The 18,298-nt window shown below is 74.7% G+C and carries 17 protein-coding genes; 1 reads left to right on the plus strand and 16 read right to left on the minus strand.

From position 1 onward, the window contains the following. Positions 1 to 160: 160 nt before the first annotated feature. Positions 161 to 742 carry a CGNR zinc finger domain-containing protein gene (locus tag FH969_RS00675; RefSeq protein ID WP_139985400.1) on the minus strand — a complete coding sequence of 194 codons (582 nt, stop codon included), beginning with the start codon at positions 740 to 742 and terminating at the stop codon, positions 161 to 163. A gap of 117 nt (positions 743 to 859) precedes the next feature. On the opposite strand from FH969_RS00675, the gene FH969_RS00680 reads away from it, so the two are divergent. Continuing rightward, positions 860 to 2,008 (plus strand): EamA family transporter, encoded by a 1,149-nt coding sequence (locus FH969_RS00680; RefSeq protein ID WP_139985401.1) that lies wholly within the window; start codon positions 860 to 862, stop codon positions 2,006 to 2,008. Here the strand turns inward: FH969_RS00680 and FH969_RS00685 are convergent. The 15 genes from FH969_RS00685 to smc all read right to left on the minus strand — a co-directional run bounded on the left by FH969_RS00685 (position 1,965) and on the right by smc (position 18,238). Beyond that, on the minus strand, positions 1,965 to 2,267 hold the full coding sequence (locus FH969_RS00685) for a DUF2469 domain-containing protein (protein ID WP_108719619.1): 303 nt from the start codon (positions 2,265 to 2,267) through the stop codon (positions 1,965 to 1,967). The genes FH969_RS00680 and FH969_RS00685 overlap by 44 nt on opposite strands. Beyond that, positions 2,264 to 3,094, minus strand: coding sequence for a ribonuclease HII (locus tag FH969_RS00690; RefSeq protein WP_139985503.1), 831 nt, complete (start codon positions 3,092 to 3,094; stop codon positions 2,264 to 2,266). The genes FH969_RS00685 and FH969_RS00690 overlap by 4 nt, the downstream gene beginning before the upstream one ends. A gap of 47 nt (positions 3,095 to 3,141) precedes the next feature. After that, positions 3,142 to 3,945, minus strand: coding sequence for a signal peptidase I (lepB, locus tag FH969_RS00695; RefSeq protein ID WP_108719618.1), 804 nt, complete (start codon positions 3,943 to 3,945; stop codon positions 3,142 to 3,144). 58 nt (positions 3,946 to 4,003) lie between these two features. Further along, positions 4,004 to 4,345 (minus strand): 50S ribosomal protein L19, encoded by a 342-nt coding sequence (rplS, locus tag FH969_RS00700; RefSeq protein ID WP_139985403.1) that lies wholly within the window; start codon positions 4,343 to 4,345, stop codon positions 4,004 to 4,006. A gap of 156 nt (positions 4,346 to 4,501) precedes the next feature. Continuing rightward, positions 4,502 to 5,899: a tRNA (guanosine(37)-N1)-methyltransferase TrmD gene (gene trmD, locus FH969_RS16010; RefSeq protein ID WP_139985405.1), complete on the minus strand. Its 1,398-nt coding sequence runs from the start codon at positions 5,897 to 5,899 to the stop codon at positions 4,502 to 4,504. Beyond that, entirely contained in the window at positions 5,896 to 6,537 is a 642-nt protein-coding gene (gene rimM / locus FH969_RS00710; protein WP_246071619.1) for a ribosome maturation factor RimM, read from the minus strand. Before rimM ends, trmD begins: the two co-directional genes overlap by 4 nt. An 88-nt stretch (positions 6,538 to 6,625) precedes the next feature. After that, a complete protein-coding gene (locus FH969_RS00715) occupies positions 6,626 to 6,862 on the minus strand; it encodes an RNA-binding protein (protein WP_139985407.1) in 237 nt (78 codons plus the stop codon). A gap of 5 nt (positions 6,863 to 6,867) precedes the next feature. After that, positions 6,868 to 7,314 (minus strand): 30S ribosomal protein S16, encoded by a 447-nt coding sequence (gene rpsP / locus FH969_RS00720; RefSeq protein WP_108719614.1) that lies wholly within the window; start codon positions 7,312 to 7,314, stop codon positions 6,868 to 6,870. Between the two features lie 223 nt (positions 7,315 to 7,537). After that, on the minus strand, positions 7,538 to 9,103 hold the full coding sequence (ffh, locus tag FH969_RS00725) for a signal recognition particle protein (protein WP_139985409.1): 1,566 nt from the start codon (positions 9,101 to 9,103) through the stop codon (positions 7,538 to 7,540). A gap of 47 nt (positions 9,104 to 9,150) precedes the next feature. Then, the gene (locus FH969_RS00730; protein ID WP_246071620.1) at positions 9,151 to 11,046 is read right to left on the minus strand and encodes a [protein-PII] uridylyltransferase; all 1,896 of its coding nucleotides are present in this window, start codon (positions 11,044 to 11,046) and stop codon (positions 9,151 to 9,153) included. A 6-nt stretch (positions 11,047 to 11,052) separates the two neighbouring features. Next, entirely contained in the window at positions 11,053 to 11,391 is a 339-nt protein-coding gene (locus FH969_RS00735) for a P-II family nitrogen regulator (protein ID WP_108719612.1), read from the minus strand. 2 nt (positions 11,392 to 11,393) lie between these two features. After that, entirely contained in the window at positions 11,394 to 12,704 is a 1,311-nt protein-coding gene (locus tag FH969_RS00740; protein ID WP_139985411.1) for an ammonium transporter, read from the minus strand. Between the two features lie 244 nt (positions 12,705 to 12,948). Beyond that, entirely contained in the window at positions 12,949 to 14,115 is a 1,167-nt protein-coding gene (ftsY, locus tag FH969_RS00745; RefSeq protein WP_139985413.1) for a signal recognition particle-docking protein FtsY, read from the minus strand. Then, positions 14,115 to 14,462 (minus strand): hypothetical protein, encoded by a 348-nt coding sequence (locus FH969_RS00750; protein ID WP_108719609.1) that lies wholly within the window; start codon positions 14,460 to 14,462, stop codon positions 14,115 to 14,117. The genes ftsY and FH969_RS00750 overlap by 1 nt, the downstream gene beginning before the upstream one ends. Positions 14,463 to 14,572: 110 nt before the next feature. After that, positions 14,573 to 18,238, minus strand: coding sequence for a chromosome segregation protein SMC (smc, locus tag FH969_RS00755; protein WP_180359606.1), 3,666 nt, complete (start codon positions 18,236 to 18,238; stop codon positions 14,573 to 14,575). Positions 18,239 to 18,298 lie beyond the last annotated feature (60 nt).

The following is an 18,298-nucleotide window of genomic DNA, read 5'->3' on the forward strand; positions in this document are numbered from 1 at the left end:
GCCCAGCGTCGGCGCGCGGGGTCGAGCGCACCAGGCCGGGTGTGCACGGCGCACCCGGCGTCGACGCGCGAGAGGGCCGGGGACAACTGGCGCGCGGGCCGGGCCGCAGGACGACGAGTCGTGCGCCGAGGGCAGCCGCGCGCTGCGCGCCGCAGCCGACTCAGCTGCGCGCCGACTCAGCCGCGCGCCGCAACAGCTCAGCCGCGCGCCGCGCGCGGTAGGCCTCCACGTGGGCCCGGTTCGCGCAGTTGTTGACGTCGCAGAACCGCCGCGAGGAGTTGCGCGAGAGGTCCACGAGCACGGCGGCGCAGTCGGCGCCCTCGCACCGCCGCAGGCGGTCGAACGCACCGGACCGGATCACGTCGACCATCGCCATCCCGGTCTCGACGAGCATCTGCACGTCGAGCGGGGCGTCCATCGGCACGGCGTGCAGGTGCCAGTCCCAGCTGTCGTGCCGCATGAGCCGCGGCGTCGCGTCGCCGTCGGCGAGCATCGCGTTGACGAGCGCGACCGCCTCGTCGCGGCAGACGTCCCACAGGGGCGCGATCCGGTCGCGCACGGCGCGGACCGCCGCCACCTCCGCCTCGTCCCCGTCGCGGCGGCCGCTGTAGCCGTGCGAGGCGTAGAAGCACTCGAGTGCGGCGACCGAGGCCATCCGGTCGACGCCGTCGCGCATCCGAGCCGTGTTGACGAGCGCCGAGGCCGCCACGAGCGCCGACGTGGTGTCAGGGCTGAACAGCATGTTGACTCCTGACTGGATTCGGGCCTACGGTCAGCAGCATCCTAGGCAGACGCTCCTGACCACGTCCCGAGCGCACCGCTCCACCCGCACCTCCGGTGCCCCGTCGCGAAGGCCGTCATGTCGTCTGCCCTGCCGACCCCGACCGGCCCGTCCGCCGGCCCCGCGACCGGCCCGACCGGCGCCGCGGCCGGCCCCGCGACCGGCCCCGTGATCCCCGGCGCCACGCCGTCCGCGGCGCTGCACCCGGGTCGGGACCGCGCCGTCGGGCTCGCGATCGGACTCGCCGCGGCTGCGGCCTTCGCGACGAGCGGACCGTTCGTGAAGCCGCTCCTGCAGGCCGGCTGGACCCCCGGCGGCGCGATCGTGGTGCGGCTCCTGATCGGGGCGGCGCTGCTCAGCGTCCCGACCGCGCTGGCACTGCGCGGGCGGTTCGCGTCGGTGCGCGCCAACTGGCGCTGGATCCTCGTGTTCGGCCTCACCGGCGTCGCGGCGCCGTCGACCCTGTACTTCCTCGCCGTGGAGCGGCTTCCGGTGGCCGTCGCGCTGCTGATCGAGTACACCGGCCCGCTGCTGCTCATCGCGTGGTCGTGGCTGCGCACCCGGCGGATGCCGGCACCGGGCGTGCTCGTCGGCGCGAGCCTCGCGATGCTCGGCCTCGTCGGCGTGCTCGACGTCACGGGCGCCGTTGCCCTCGACCCGGTCGGCCTGGTCTTCGCGGTGTGCTCGGCCCTGGGCAACGCGGCCTACTTCGCGCTCTCCGCCCGTCCGCTGACGATCCCGCCGCTCGCGATGGCGGGGCTGGGGATGTGGGTGGGCGCCGTCGCCGTCGTCCTGCTCGGCCTCGTCGGCCTGCTGCCGGTCGCGATGGTCGCCGGCGACGTCCCGATGCTCGGCGGTGAGGTCCCGGTCTGGGTGCCGCTGCTCGTCATCGGCGTCCTGCCGACCGCGGTGGCGTACGGGCTCTCGGTGATCTCGGTGCGCAAGCTGGGTGAGCGCGTCGCGTCGTTCGTCGCGCTCGCCGAGGTGCTGTTCGCCGTCGTGCTCGCGTGGCTGCTGCTGCGCGAGGCGCCGACGCTGGTGCAGTGGCTCGGCGGCGCCGCCGTCGTGGCGGGCGTGGCGCTCGTGCGGCGGTTCGCGGAGGTGAGCCCGGACGACCTGCCGCCCGCCGCCGCGCACGCCGAGCCGGTCGATGAAGCCGCCGGCCGGACGCCCGCCGCGCGCGTCACGGCATCTGCAGATCGGCCTTCGCCAGCTCCTCGACGTTGACGTCCTTGAACGTCACGACCCGCACCTGCTTGACGAACCGCGCCGAGCGGTAGACGTCCCAGACCCACGCGTCCGTCAGCGTCAGCTCGAAGAAGACCTCCCCGCCCGCGGACCGCACCTGCAGGTCGACGTTGTTGGCGAGGTAGAAGCGGCGCTCGGTCTCCACGACGTAGGAGAACAGCCCCACGACGTCGCGGTACTCGCGGTAGAGCGCGAGCTCCATCTCGGTCTCGTAGTTCTCCAGGTCCTCGGCACTCACAAGACCATCATGCCGTCCGACGGCGAGTCCTGCGTCCGTGGCACCCTCGGCACCGCCGGCATCCCCGTGGCGTGCGCGGCGGCCTCCCCGGAACCGGCCTCGGCACCGGCGACACCGGGAAGCGACCACGACCGGCGGTGCAGCGCGCTCGGACCGTGCTGCGCGAGCGCCGCGATGTGCGACGGCGAGGCGTAGCCCTTGTTCTCGGCCAAGTCGAAACGCGGGTCGCGCGCGTGCTCCGCGCGCATGAGGCCGTCCCGCTCGACCTTCGCGAGGATGCTCGCGGCGGCGACGCCCGTGCACGTCATGTCCGCCTTGATCCGGGTCCGGACGCGAGGCACGACGGCGAGCACCGGCTCGGGTGCGGCGGCGAACCCCGAGAACAGGTCCTCCGGCGGCGTCAGCCAGTCGTGGTTGCCGTCGAGCAGCACCACGTGCGGTGGGAGCGGCAGGGCCGCCAGCGCCCGGTGCCCGGCCAGGCGCAGTGCGGCGATGATGCCGATCGCGTCGATCTCCGCGGGGCTCGCGTGCCCGACGGCGCACGCCACCGCCCAGCGCCGGATCGGCGCGACGAGCGCCTCGCGGCGCGGCGGAGGCAGGAGCTTGGAGTCGCGCAGGCCCGACGGCGCCCGGCGGTCCAGGCAGGACACCACGACGCCGACCGACACCGGGCCGGCGAGGCAGCCGCGGCCGACCTCGTCCATCCCGGCGACCACGAGGCCGCCCTCGGCGAGCTCGCGCTCGACGCGGCGCGACGGCGTCACGGTGCGCGGCGGCGGGACGGGGCGCGACCCTCGGCGCGGGGGCGCGGTCGCAGGGGCAGACATGGTGGCGGTCACGGCACCACGGTAGGACGGCGCGGTGGCAGGGCGGGTCAGGACGGGTCCGGGACGTCCGCGAACGTCGCCCCGGGGCTGCGCAGGATCGTCCACCGGTCGGCGGGCCAGATCGTCACCTTGGCGACGCCGACGACGTTGTCGATCGGGACCATGCCGCCGCCCGGGTCGCCGAGGTGGTAGCGCGAGTCCCGGGAGTCCGAGCGGTTGTCGCCCATCACCCAGACGCTGCCCTCGGGCACCGTGACGTCGAACGTGATCTCGCTGGGGACCGCGCCGTCGATCACGTACGGCTCGTCGATGCCGACGCCGTTCACGGTGATCCGACCCGACGTGTCGCAGCACGTGACGTGGTCGCCGGGCATGCCGATGACGCGCTTGATGAGGTGCGAGCCGGTGTTGGCGGGCAGCAGCCCGACGAACTCCCCGACCCGCACGAGCGCCGAGCGCACCGGGTCCGTCTCGGTCTGGGCGTCGTCGAGCCAGCCACCGGGATCGACGAACACGACGATGTCCCCGCGGTTGAGGTCGAGGGGCCCGGGGACGAGGCGCGAGACGAGCACGCGATCCCCGATGTCGAGCGTCGTCTCCATCGACTGGCTGGGGATGTAGAACGCCTGGACCAGGAACGTCTTGATGAGGAGGGAGAGCACGAGCGCCGAGCCGAGGACCACGACGGTCTCGCGCAGCGCCGACAGCCCGCGTCGGCCCTTCGCGGGACGGCCCGGCTGGGCCGATGCGTCGGTGCGTCGCCGCGCCTGCGCTCGTTCGCCGTCGGACGTCCCGTGCCCGTCGTTCGCGGAGCCGGACGCGCCGGAGCCCGGCTCGTCAAGGTCGGTCATGGTCCTCCCTCGTCGGCCGGGCTCCGGTGCGGTGCTCAGGGTCGCGCGCCGCGGACGGTCAGCGCTTCTCCTTGATCTTCGCGGCCTTACCGCGCAGGTTACGCAGGTAGTAGAGCTTGGCGCGACGCACGTCACCGCGGGTGACGACCTCGATGTGGTCGATCGACGGCGTGTGCAGCGGGAAGATGCGCTCCACGCCGACGCCGAAGCTCACCTTGCGGACCGTGAAGGTCTCGCTCACGCCGCCGTTGGCGCGCGCGATGACGACGCCCTGGAAGACCTGGATGCGGGAACGGGTGCCCTCGACGACCTTCACGTGCACCTTGACGGTGTCACCGGGCCGGAAGGACGGGATGTCGTCGCGCAGCGAGGCTGCGTCGACGGAGTCGAGCTTCTGCATGTCTGCTCCTCGTCGTGGGCCACAGGACCCACGATGAATCGTGGCGCGCGATGGCGCCTGTGTCTCGATCGGGAAGGTCACGGAACGATCGGGCGGAGCCCCGCACGCCTCCCCTGTGGCAGAGACAACGGGTGCCGCCTGGCGCGACCCAGCGTCCTAGTCTGCCACACCGCCCGGCGTCGGGCCGAACCGGGTGAGCATCACCACGTCGGAGTGCTCTGCGCCGCCCACGACGTACGTGCGCGTGCCGACGACGGCGAACCCGTGCCGTGCGTAGCGCCGCTGCGCCGCGGCGTTGGCCGCGTTGGTGCCGAGCCAGACCGCGGCCACGCCACGTCCACGCGCCGCGGCGAGCGCGGCGTCCATGAGCGTCCCCGCGAGGCCGGTGCCGCGCGCCCGCGGCAGCAGGTAGAGCTTGGAGAGCTCGGCGAGGCAGTCCTGACCGTCGACGCCCACCGGGGCGCCGTCGCCCTGCGCCGCGCCGACCAGCACGAGCGCGTAGCCCAGCAGCTCGCCGTCGTGGTCCTCGAGCACGAGCACGAGGTGCTCGGGGTCGGCGAGGTGGGCCTCGAACGACGCGACCGACAGGTGCTCGGCGACGTGCGCCCGCACCTCGCCGAGCGTCGTGGAGTCCGGGCACGCGAGCGGGAACGTGATCGCGGCGACGTCGGCGAGGCGCGCCGCGTCGTCGGGCGCCGCGGGGCGCACCCGCACGGGACCGAGCAGCCGCCCGTCGCGCCCGACGACGACACCCGCCTCGGCGAGCACCGCACGGTCGCGCACATCGAGATCGGCGACGGCGAGTTCGCGCAGCAGCGCGGGCCGGCGCCGCGCGGTGCGGGTCAGCGCGACGTCGCGTCGCCAGCGCTGCACCGCGCCGTGGTGGCCGGACGTGAGCACGGCCGGCACCTCGAGGCCGTCCCAGTCCGCGGGCCGGGTGTAGACCGGGTACTCCAGCAGGGGCTGGGAGAACGACTCCTCGACCACCGACTCGGGGTTGCCCAGGACGCCGGGCAGCAGCCGCACGACCCCCTCGATCATCGCGAGCGCGGCGACCTCGCCGCCGTTGAGCACGTAGTCGCCGAGGGAGAGCTCGTGCACCGCGCGCACGCCCGGGGTGTCGGCGAGGCGCTCCACGAGTCGCGCGTCGATGCCCTCGTACCGGCCGCACGTGATCACCGCACGCACGTCGGGGCTGGCGAGGGTGGTCGCCAGGTCGGCCAGCGTCGCCTGCGTCAGCGGGACGCCCGACGGCGTGGGCACCAGCACGAGCACCTCGCGCGGGTCGGTCGTCGGCTCCGCGGAGGGGTCCGGCCGGTGCTGCGCCGTGGCCTCGATCGCCCGCAGCCACACGTCCGGACGCATCACCATGCCGGCGCCGCCGCCGAACGGCGCGTCGTCCACGGAGCGGTGCCGGTCGGTCGTGACGTCGCGCAGGTCGTGCACGCGCAGGTCCACGAGCCCGCTCGTGCGGGCCTTCCCGACCAGCGACAGGTCCAGGGGCGCCAGGTACTCGGGGAAGATCGAGACGACGTCGATCCGGGGCGTGCTCACGCGTCCGACCCGGGCGTCGGTGCCTCGGGACCGCCCGCCGGAGCCTCGTCGTCGGGGTCTTCGTCGAGGTCGTCGTCCTCGGGCTGGGGCTCGTCGGCGAGCAGCCCGCCGGGCGGGTCGAGCACGACGAACCCGCCTGCGACGTCGACCTCGGGCACGATCGCCGTCACGAACGGCACGAGGGTGCGCGCCCCGGACGGCTCGCGCACCACGAGCACGTCGTGCGCGGGCATCGACTCGACGGCGAGCACCGCCCCGAGCACGCGGCCGTCGCGAGCGCGCGCCTCCAGCCCGACGAGGTCGGCCGGGTACCAGGCGTCGCCCTCGAGCACCGCCGGCCCCAGCAGGAGCAGGCCGGACATCGCCTCGGCGTCGGTGCGGTCGGTGACCTGCTCGAAGGCGATGAGCGCGGCGGACCCGCTCGTGCGCCGTCGGGCGATCGTGAGCTCACCCACGCGCGGGTCGTCGGTGACGACCCGCTGACCCGGCGCGAGGCGGGACGGGTCGTCGGTGCGGATCTCCAGGCGGACGTCACCGCGCAGCCCGTTGGCCGCGCCGAGCCGGGCGAGGATGACGTAGCCGTCGGGGATCATGCGCTTCTCCTGGTCGGTCGGGCGGAACGTGCTGGTCGGCCGCATCGCGTGGATCGGCAGGTGGGCCGGAGACGCCGCAGGGCCGCCCGAGACGGACGGCCCTGCGGGGTGCTGCGGTGCTGCGCCCGAGTCCTCAGCGCCGGTCGACGTCGACGACGTCGATGCGCACGGGACCCTCGGCGATCGCGCCGACCACGGTGCGCAGCGCGCGCGCCGTGCGGCCGGACCGGCCGATCACCCGGCCGAGGTCGGCCGGGTTGACGCGGAGCTCGAGGTAGTCGCCGCGTCGCGCGGAGCGCGCGGTGACCTGCACGTCTTCGGGGTTGTCGACGATCCCCCGGACCAGGTGCTCGAGCGCGTCGGCCAGCATGGGGCTCAGGACTCCGTGCTCTCGGCGTCCTCCGCGGCCTCGGCCGCGGGCTCCTGCGCCGCGGCGGCGGCCTTGGCCTCGGACGCCTTGGCCTTGCGGAGCTCGGCGTCGGCCTCGACGGCGGCGATCGCCTCGGCGGTCTTGTCGGCGCTCACGGCGCCGTCCTTCGTGCGCAGGGTGCCCTCGGCGCCCGGGAGGCCCTTGAACTTCTGCCAGTCGCCGGTCACCTTGAGGAGCGCGAGGACCTGCTCGGTCGGCTGCGCGCCGACACCGAGCCAGTACTGCGCGCGGTCGGAGGAGATGTCGATGACCGACGGCTCCTCGGTCGGGTGGTACTTCCCGATCTCCTCGATGACGCGGCCGTCCCGGCGGGTGCGGGAGTCGGCGACGACGACGCGGTAGTACGGCGCGCGGATCTTGCCCAGGCGCTTGAGGCGAATCTTGACAGCCACGGTGGTGGTTACTCCTATGTCGGTGGTGAGCGCGGCCGACCCTGGGCGTGGGGACACCCGCCGGGGCGCTCGGGACACGACGTCCACCGGAGAGAGGGCCGGAGTCGTCGGGTTCAGCGGACCATTGTGCCAGACTCGCGGGCCCGTTCCGACATCGCACCGGTGCCGGCGCGAGCGCCCGGTCCGGGCGGCCCGCGTCGAGAGGCCTCGGCCGGCCCGGCTGCTAGCGCCCGAGGTACTTCGTCAGGTCCTCGGGCAGGTCGAGCGACGGCGGCGCCGACGGGTCGGTGAGGCCGAACGCGGAGCCCCTGCTGGCCGTCGGACGCTCGAGCGCCGCTCGCTCCGCGGCGGCGCGCTTGGCGGGGTTGCCGCTGCGGGACTTCTTGCCGCGCTGCACGGGCGGGGCCATCTTGCCCTTGGACTTCTTGCCCATCCCGGGCATCGAGCCGAGCCCGAAGCCGCCCCCGGCCATGTTCGGCGCGCCGCCGCCGCGGGCCATCGACCGCATCATCGTCTTGGCCTGCTCGAACCGGTCGAGCAGCTGGTTGACCTCGGTCACCGTGGTGCCCGAGCCGCGCGCGATGCGCGAGCGGCGGGAGCCGTTGATGATCTTCGGGGTGTCGCGCTCAGCGGGCGTCATGGACCGCACGATCGCCTCGACGCGGTCCACCTCGCGCTCGTCGAAGTTCTCCAGCTGCTCGCGGATCTGGGCCATCCCGGGCAGCATCCCGAGCATCTTCTTCATCGACCCGAGCTGCCGCATCTGCTGCATCTGGGTGAGGAAGTCCTGGAGGGTGAAGTCGCCGTCGCCCGCGATCTTGTTCGCGAGCTCGGCCGCCTGGTCCTCGTCGAAGGCGCGCTCGGCCTGCTCGATGAGCGTGAGCATGTCGCCCATGTCGAGGATCCGCGACGCCATCCGGTCGGCGTGGAACCGCTCGAAGTCGCCGACCTTCTCCCCCGTCGAGGCGAACATCACGGGTACGCCCGTGACGGAGGCCACCGACAGGGCGGCACCACCGCGCGCGTCACCGTCGAGCTTGGACAGCACGACACCGGTGAAGCCGACGCCCTCGGCGAACGCGTTCGCGGTGGTAACGGCGTCCTGGCCGATCATGGCGTCGATGACGAAGAGGATCTCGTCGGGCTGCGTGGCGTCGCGGATGTCCGCGGCCTGCTGCATCATCTCGGCGTCGACACCGAGGCGGCCCGCGGTGTCGACCACGACGACGTCGTAGAACTGCTCCTTCGCGTGCGCGACGCCGGAGCGCGCCACCTCGACCGGGTTGCCCACCCCGTTGCCCGGCTCGGGCGCCCAGACCGCGACGCCGGCGCCCTGGCCGACGATCTGCAGCTGCTGGACGGCGTTCGGACGCTGCAGGTCGGCGGCGACGAGGAGCGGGGTGTGGCCCTGCTCGGTGAGCCAGCGGCCGAGCTTGCCGGCGAGCGTCGTCTTGCCCGCACCCTGCAGACCGGCGAGCAGGAACACCGTCGGGGGCCGCTTGGCAAACCGCAGCTCGCGGGCCTGCCCGCCGAGGATCCGGGTGAGCTCCTCGTGGACGATCTTGACGATCTGCTGCGCGGGGTTGAGCGCCTTCGACAGCTCGGCCGCCTCGGCCCGCTCGCGCACCGTGGCGGTGAAGTCGCGCACCACCGGAAGGGCGACGTCGGCGTCCAGGAGCGCACGGCGGATCTCGGAGATCGACGCCGCGATGTCGGCGTCGGAGAGGCGGCCGCGGCCACGCAGGGACGAGACGGCGGCGTTGATGCGGTCGGACAGGCTGGCGAACACGTGACCTCGCTGGTTCGGGGGGAACGGCCCTCAGGGTATCGCGGGCGTCAGTCCACCAGCTGCGCGAGGGCCCGCCGGTACAGCGCCTCGACGAGCTGCGCGCGCCACGGCGTCCACGCCTTCGGCCCGGCCGCGCGCGCGTCCGCCTCGGTGAGCACCCGCAGGAGGGTGAGCGTCTCGCGGTCGTGGCCCACGCCGTCGAGCAGGCGCGCCGTGGTCGCGGGGTCCTCGAGGTCCGCCCGGGTCGCGAGGTCGGGGAGCAGCAGGTGGTGGCGCACGAGGCCCACCACGGCGTCGGCGTCCGGGGCGGGGACGCCGAGGGTGCGCAGCAGCGGCGCGACGCGGCGGGCTCCCTCGACGCTGTGGTCGGCGACGCCGGACACCTTGCCGAGGTCGTGGAAGATCGCGGTGAGCAGGAGGACGTCGCGCCGCGGCACGTCCTTGCCCAGCTGGGAGGCGTTCGCCGCGGTCTCGACCATGTGCCGGTCCACGGTCCAGGTGTGGATCGGGTTGCGCTGCGGACGGTTGCGCACCTCGCGCCACTGCGGGAACCAGGTCGTCACGACGCCGGCGAGGTCGAGCGCCTCCCACACGTCGACCTGCGAGGCGCCGGAGCCGAGCAGCGCGAGCAGGTGCTGGCGGGCCAGGGCCGGCCACGGCTCGGGCGGCGGCGGAGCGGTGGCGAGCGAGGCGACCGTGACGGGCGAGAGCGGCAGGCCCGTGCGCGCCGAGGTCGCGGCGGCGCGCAGCGGGAGGAGCGGATCCTCCTCGGGCCGCACCTGCGCGGCCAGGACGACCTCGCCGTCGTGCTCCACGAGGCCGTCTGCGAGCGCGCGCAGGCGCGGCGCGACCCGGCGGCCGCGGACGAGGAACGGTGCGCGCACCGAGGGCCGGCGCAGCGCCTGACGCGCGCTGCGCACCGTGATGTCGAGCGTGTAGGAGACCGTGCGGGCCGACTCGGCGATGGAGGCGAGCAGGTCGTCGCGGTCGGCGTAGCCGCAGCGCGCCGCGACGGCGTCCGCGTCCACCTGGAGCAGGCGACTGGTGTGCCGGCCGGTCTCCAGCGCGACGGCGTCGCGCACCGTGAGCAGGTGGTCGTGCGCGCGGTCGAACGCGCCGTGCGGGCGGTCGGTGAGCCACGTCGCGACGAGCGCCTCGACCACGACGGCGTCGCGGATCCCGCCACGCGCCTCCTTGAGGTCGGGCTCGATGAGGTAGGCGAGCTCACCGCTGCGCTCGGCACGCTTGCGGGTCGAGGTGAGCAGCTCCGGCAGGCGCCGGCGGGCGGCGCCGCGCCAGTCCTCGAGCACCGCGGTGCGCGCGCGGCTCACGACCACCGGGTCGCCGGCGACCCCGCGCAGGTCGAGCAGGCCGACGGCGGCGACGAGGTCCTTGGAGGCGATCTGGCGGCACTGCGCGAGCGTGCGCACCGAGTGGTCCAGGTCCAGGCCCGCGTCCCACACGGGGTACCAGAGCGCGCTCGCGAGCGCCTCGACCTGGTCAGGGGTGAACGTGCGGCCGTCGTGCACGAGCAGGCAGTCCAGGTCCGACGTGGGCCCGGCGTCGCGCCGCCCCTGCGAGCCCACGACGGCGAGCGCGGCACCCTCGGACAGGTCGAGTCCCAGCTTCTCCCCCGCATCGCGCCACAGCGCGGCGAGCGCCTCGTCGACGACGTCGGCCAACGCCCGACGGTAGGCCTGACCCTCGAGCAGGTCGGAGTCCTCGTCGGCCGCGAACGGCGCGACCGCCGGCCGCACGCCGTCGGCGAGGCCCGCCGTCGGGCCCTGCCCTGGGCTCGCCATCGGGCCCTGCCCCTGGCTCGCTGCCGTGCTGGCTGTGCTGGAGCCCGGTCCGCCGGGCAGCTCGAGCCGGACGCGGCGGAGGTCCCGCACCGTGCGGTGCGGGACCTCCCCCGGCACGTCCGCTCCGGTCTGAGCGGTCACGCGCTGCTACAGGGCGCCGGGGCCGTGCTCGCCGGTCCGGACGCGCACGACGTCGTCGACCGGGACCACCCACACCTTGCCGTCACCGATCTTGCCGGTCTGCGCTGCCTGCACGACGACGTCCGCCACCGTGCCGGCCGCCTCGTCCTCGACGAGCACCTCGACGCGGACCTTCGGCACGAGGTCGACGGTGTACTCGGCGCCGCGGTAGACCTCGGTGTGACCGCGCTGACGGCCGTAGCCGCTCGCCTCGCTCACGGTCATGCCGCGGATCCCGGCGGCCTCGAGGGCCGCCTTCACGTCGTCGAGCCGGTGCGGCTGGATGACTGCGGTGACAAGCTTCATGCTCACGCCTCCCCGAAGTTGCGGGACGTACCCAGGGTCTCGTACGCGGTCTCGCCGTGGGTGACGAGGTCGATGCCGCTGACCTCGTCATCCTGGCTGATCCGCAGACCCATCGTCGCCTTGATGATGGAACCGATCACGAACGTCAGCACGCCGGAGAACACCACCGCGAAGAGCGCCACGATGATCTGCGCGAGCAGCTGGTTGACGCCGCCGCCGTAGAACAGACCGTTCATCGCGCCGTCCGGGATCCAGGTGCCGTTGACGTTGTCGCCGACGTGCGCGAACAGCCCGATGAGCACCGTACCCGTGAGGCCGCCCACGAGGTGGACGCCGACCACGTCGAGCGAGTCGTCGTAGCCGTACTTGTACTTGAGCCCGACGGCGAGCGCGCACAGGATGCCGGCGATGATGCCGATGGCCAGGGCGCCCACCGTGTCCACCGCGGCGGCGGCCGGCGTGATGGCCACGAGGCCCGCGACGATGCCCGAGGCGGCGCCGAGGGACGTGGCGTGTCCGTCGCGGACCTTCTCCGTGGCGAGCCAGGCGATCATCGCGATCGCGGCGGCGGCCGTCGTGTTCACCCAGGCACGTCCGGCGGTGCCGTCGGCCGCGAGCTCGGAGCCCGCGTTGAAGCCGAACCAGCCGAACCACAGCAGGGCGGCGCCCAGCATGACGAACGGCAGGTTGTGCGGACGCATCGGCTCCTTGCCGAAGCCCTTGCGCCGGCCGAGCAGGATCGCCAGCACAAGGCCTGCGACACCGGCGTTGATGTGGACGACCGTGCCGCCCGCGAAGTCGATCGGCGTGGCGATGGACGACGTGATGCCGTCCGCGCCCAGGAGGCCGCCGCCCCAGACCATGTGCGCCATCGGGATGTACACGAAGGTGACCCACACGGCGGCGAACACGAGCCAGGACGAGAACTTCATCCGGTCCGCGACCGAGCCGGAGATCAGCGCGACCGTGATGATCGCGAACGTCGCCTGGAACCCGATGAACACGAGGACCGGCAGGCCCACCGCGGAGACGAAGCTCGTCGCGTCGTCCAGGTTGTTCGACCCGAAGAACTCGAACGGGTTGCCGATGATCCCCCCGATATCGGTCCCGAATGCGCCGGAGTAGCCGTACAGGAACCAGATCGGCGCGATCAGTCCCATGGCTCCGAAGCTCATCATCATCATGTTGAGCACGGACTTGCCCCGCACCATGCCGCCGTAGAAGAACGCCAGACCCGGCGTCATCAGCAGCACGAGAGCGGAGGAGGCCAGCATCCAGGCGGTGTTGCCCGTATCCAGCACGAACTCTTCCATCCACGTCCCCTCTCCTCACCAGCCGGGTGGCTGGGTCCGGGAAGGAATCTCGCGGAGCCATGTCACGCGCCGCGGCGCGCGACGTTACGGGAACGTGACAGCGGCCCTGGCCACGTGAACTTCTCGTTGCGCGGGCTGCGAAAGCGGCCCACGCCGTCCGGATCGTGGGACAGCGCGCCCATGACGTGGCGCGACGGCGGCACGCCGAGGCGCTGGGACGGCGCTGGAAGAGCTCGCGGCCGTCTCAGCCGAGCAGGGCGTCGACGAACGACTCCGGGTCGAACGGTGCGAGGTCGTCCGGGCCCTCGCCCAGGCCGACGAGCTTCACGGGGATGCCGAGCTCGCGCTGGACCGCGACGACGATGCCGCCCTTGGCGCTCCCGTCGAGCTTGGTGAGCACGATGCCGGTGAGCTGGGCGACCTCGGCGAACACGCGTGCCTGACGCAGCCCGTTCTGCCCGGTCGTCGCGTCCAGGACGAGGAGCGACTCGGTGATCGGCGCGCGCCGGCTCGCCACACGGGCGATCTTGCCGAGCTCGTCCATGAGGCCGGCCTTGTTCTGCAGGCGACCGGCGGTGTCGATGATGACGACGTCCACGCCGTCGGCGACGCCGCGGTCCACCGCGTCGTGGGCCACGCTCGCCGGGTCCGCGCCGTCACGGTCGCTGCGCACGACCTCGACGCCGACCCGCTGGGCCCACGTGGCAAGCTGGTCGGCCGCGGCCGCGCGGAAGGTGTCGGCGGCGCCGAGGAGAACGGTCTGGTCCTGCGCGACGAGCAGGCGCGCCAGCTTGCCGACGGTGGTGGTCTTGCCGGTCCCGTTGACGCCGACCATGAGCACGGTCGCGGGCAGCCAGGTGCCGTCCACCTCGCGGCGCGCCGTCGCGAGCGTGCGGTCCATCGTGGGGTCGACCTGGGCCAGGAGCAGCTCGCGCAGCGTGGCCCGGATCGCGACGGGGTCCCGCGTGCCGTCCACGCGCAGCCGGGTGCGCAGCTCGGTGAGCAGCGCCGTGGTCGGCTCGAGGCCGAGGTCGGCCTGCAGCAGGGTCTCCTCGAGCTCCTCCCACGCCGCCTCGTCGAGCCGGTCGCGGCCGAGCACGGCGAGCAGGGCCTGGCCGAGCGCGCCGGACCGTGCCAGCCGCGAGCGGAGGCGGACCAGCCGGCTCGGCACGCTCTCCGGGGTGGTGAGCTCCGGCGCGGTGGCGGCGGGTGGTGCGCGGGACGGCTCGGCCGTCTCGACCGGTTCCTCGCCCGAGGGCGGCGCCGGCCCGGTCGGCGGGGTGGTGGGCTCCGCGACGGGCGGGGCCGCAGGCGGGAGCGCGCGACGGCGGCGGCGCGGGACGAGCAGCGCCAGCGAGCCGACGACGAGGACGACGACGCCGATGAGGACCGGCAGGACCCAGTCGGCCATCAGGAGTGGGAGTCTCCCCGCACACGGCCCGCGAGGGCGCGCGAGGAGCTGACGATCGACTCCAGGCCGTGCTCGATCCCGTGCTCGACGCGGGCCGGGACCGTCACGTACCCGTCGGCCTGCTCGGCGTCCGCGAGGAGGTCGGCGATGCCCACCGTCTCGCCGTCCGCGGCGGCGCGATGCTCCTCGACGATGCCGGGACCACCCACGCGTTCACCGCGCACGAGGTCCGACAGACGGTTGCGCCAGCCCTCCTCGGGGCGCCGCACGACCATCATGACGGCGAGCAGACCCCCGGCGAGCAGGACGGCCAGGACGATGGCCCAGACGGCGGAGAAGGCAGGCATGCGTCCAGTATCGCCCGGGCGTCCCGGCGCGTCGGGGGCGCCACGCCCGTCGAGAAGCGAAGGGGTCGTGAAGGTGCGTGAGGTCGCTCACCCGCGCGGAGCGGGGCCGGTCAGACGTCGGGATCGCCGGGCTCGCCGTCGCGCTCGATGCGCTGACCGATGACGGCGGACACGCCGTCGCCCCGCATGGTCACCCCGTACAGGGCGTCCGCGATCTCCATCGTGCGCTTCTGGTGCGTGATGACGATGAGCTGGGAGCTGCTGCGCAGCTCGGCGAAGATCTCCAGGAGCCGACCGAGGTTGACGTCGTCGAGCGCGGCCTCGACCTCGTCCATGACGTAGAACGGGCTCGGGCGGGCGCGGAAGATCGCGACCAGCAGCGCCACGGCCGTCAGCGAGCGCTCGCCACCGGACAGCAGCGACAGCCGCTTGACCTTCTTGCCCGGCGGGCGAGCCTCGACCTCGATCCCGGTGGTGAGCATGTCGTCGGGCTCGGTGAGCAGCAGCCGCCCCTCGCCGCCGGGGAAGAGCCGCGCGAACACGCCGCGGAACTCGCGCTCGGTGTCGACCCACGCCTCGGTGAACACCTGCTCGACGCGCGCGTCGATCTCCTTGACGATCTCGAGCAGATCCGCGCGGGACTTGCGCACGTCGGCGAGCTGCTCCACGAGGAACGCGTGCCGCTCCTCCAGTGCCGCGTGCTCCTCCAGGGCCAGCGGGTTGACCTTGCCCAGCAGCGCCAGGGCGCGTTCGGCCGATCGCAGGCGCTTCTTCTGCCGGTCGCGGTCGTAGGGCTCGGTGGGGGTGCTCGCGTCCGGGTCGTCGGGGGCGTCGGTGGCTTCGGTGGCGTCGGTGGCGTCGGATCCCGCGACCCCGAGCAGCGGCACCGGCACGTCGGGTCCGAACTCGGCCAGCAGGATCTCGGGGTCTAGTGCGAGCTCGTCCAGGCTGCGCTGCTCGAGGGCCTCCACCCGCATCCGCTGCTCGGCGCGCGCGAGCTCGTCGCGGTGGAACGCGTCGGTGAGCTCCGCCAGGCGCCGCGCGAGCACGTCGACCCGCGTGCGAGTCGTCGCGATCCGCTCGTCCACCTCGGCCCGCTGCTGCTGGGCGGCGTCGCGGTCCTCCGCCGCGCGCGCGAGCGAGGTCTCCAGCAGCACGAGCGTGGCCGACGCCGCCTGCCGCACGCGGTCGGCCACCGCGGCGCGACGCTGCCGGGCCGCCTCGAGGCTCGCCGCCCGCGCCCGGGCGTCCCGCTCGACCCGGGCGGCCCGCTCGAGGCTCGCCGCGCGGCCGGCGGCCGCCCGCGTGCGCTCCTCGACGGTGCGCATGGCGAGGCGTGCGTCGGTCTCCGCGGAGCGGGCCGCGCGCGCCGCGTCGGCGCACGCGTCCCGGTGCTCGGTGGCGCGGTCGAGGTCGGCTGCCGCGTCGGCGGGCTCGGCCTGGGCCACCTCCAGGCGCGCGAGCAGGTCCGCGAGCTCGCTCTCGCGCTCCTCGCGGCCTGCCTCGGCGGCGGCGATCGCGGCCTCGGCCCGCTGCGCCTCGCCGCGCGCACCGCGGATCGCGGCGCTCAGCCGGCCCAGCCGCTCGGCGACGGCGGTGAACGCGGCGTCGGACGCGTGCAGGTCCGCCAGGGTGGCGTCGTAGGCCGCCTGCGCCGATGCGGCGCCCTCCCGCGCCGCCTGGAGCGCGAACCTCGCCCGGTCGCCGCGCTCACGCGCCGCGTCCCGCTCCCGCGCCGCCTCCTCGCGCGCCGCCGTGATCGCGAGCAGGTTGGCCTCGCCCGACACCCCGCCGCTCGCGTGCGTCGCGGTCAGCACGTCGCCCTCGCGCGTCGCCACCACGCGCACCCCGGGTGCGGCGAGCGCCGCACGGGCCGCGCCGAGGTCCTCGACCAGCGCCACGCCGTCGAGCAGGCCGACGACGGCGGAGCGCACGTCCGCGCGGATCGTCACCTCCGCGAGGGCCCAGGTCGCCCCGGGGGGCGCGGCGGGCGCGTCGGGCGCAGCGGCGGGCGCGGCGGGCGCAGCGACGGCGGCGCTCGCCTCGGGCTCGCCGTCGGGGGCGTCCTGGGCGAGCACGAGCCGGGCGCGGCCGGCGTCGGTCTCGCGCACGCGGCGCAGCGCGTCGACCGCGGCGCCCACGCCGTCGACCACGGCCGCGTCCACCAGCTCACCGAGGGCCGCCGCGACGGCGGCCTCCCACCCGGGTGCGACCGCGAGGGCGTCGGCGAGCGGGCCGCGCAGGCCGGCCACGCCGTCGTCCGCGAGCAGGGCACCCGTGCCGTCACCGCGCTCGGCCGAGAGCGCGAGGGCGTCGTGCCGCGCGGTCCAGCGGTCCGCGTCCCCGGTCGCGGTGCGCAGCTCGGCCTCGAGCCGCGCGATCTCCTCGCGCGCCTGCTCCAGCCGCGCGCTCGCGGACTCGTGCGCGGCGTCCAGGCCCTCCTCGCCGTCCTGCACCCCGGCGGCGGTGAGCTCGAGCTCGGCGAACTCGACCTCGGCCTCGCTCGCGCGGCGGGACGCGTCTGTGAGCACCGCGCCGAGCCGCTCGAGCTCGGCCTGCTGGGCCTCGACGCGGCTGCGGACGGCGCCGACCTTGCCCGCGAGCCGGGCCAGGCCCTCGCGGCGGTCGGCGACGCCCCGGTGCACGGCGGCGAGCTCCTTCTCGGCCGCCGCGGCCGCCTCCTCCGCGACCCGCCGGGCGCCGAGCGCGGCCTCGAGCGCCGCCGTCGCCGCCGCGAGCTCGGCGCGGGTCAGCCGCTCCGCCTCCCGCGCGCGCTCGGCCTGCGCGTCCAGGTCGTCCGGGTCGGGGCCGTCGTGCTGCGCGACCGCCGTGCCGAGCAGCCGGCACCGCTCGTCGGCGAGCGTCGCCGTGCCGCGCAGCCGCTCGCGCACCCCGGACAGCCGGTACCAGACCTCGGTCGCCTCGGCGACGGCGGGCGCGAGCCGCGCGCCCTCGGCCTCCGTCCGGGCGAGCTCGGCGCGCGCCGTCTCGAGCGCGGCCTCGACCTCCTCACGGGCGGCCTCCAGCGCCGTGACGTCGGCGACCTCGGCGGCGTGCGCGGCCCGCGCCTGGGCGAGGTCGTCGGCGAGGAGGCGGGCGCGTGCGTCGCGCAGGTCGGCCTGGACGGTCGCGGCACGCCGGGCGACCTCGGCCTGCCGGGCGAGCGGGCCGAGCTGACGCCGGATCTCGCCCACGAGGTCGGTGAGCCGGGCGAGGTTCGCCGCCGTCGACTCGAGCTTGCGCAGCGCCTTCTCCTTGCGCTTGCGGTGCTTGAGGATGCCCGCGGCCTCCTCGATGAAGCCGCGGCGCTCCTCGGGCGTGGCGCGCAGCACGGCGTCGAGCTGGCCCTGCCCCACGATGACGTGCATCTGCCGCCCGAGCCCGGAGTCGGAGAGCAGGTCCTGGATGTCGAGCAGCCGGCAGGGCGTGCCGTTGATCGCGTACTCCGAGCCGCCGGAGGAGAACATGGTCCGCGAGATCGTGACCTCGGCGTAGTCGATCGGCAGCGCGCCGTCGGAGTTGTCGATCGTGAGGGCGACCTCGGCGCGCCCGAGCGGGGGGCGCGAGGAGGTGCCGGCGAAGATGACGTCGGACATCTGTCCGCCGCGCAGCGACTTCGCGCCCTGCTCCCCCATCACCCACGCGAGGGCGTCGACGACGTTCGACTTGCCCGAGCCGTTGGGGCCCACGACGCACGTGATGCCCGGCTCGAGGTGCAGGGTGGTCGCGGACGCGAACGACTTGAAGCCGCGCAGCGTCAACGTCCGCAGGTACACGCCTGGAACTCTATGGGGTCGTGCGGCCGCGGCCGGGCAGCCCGCGACCTGCGGTGGCGT

The organism is Miniimonas arenae, assembly GCF_006351005.1.
GTDB classification, from domain to species: Bacteria; Actinomycetota; Actinomycetes; order Actinomycetales; family Beutenbergiaceae; genus Miniimonas; species Miniimonas arenae.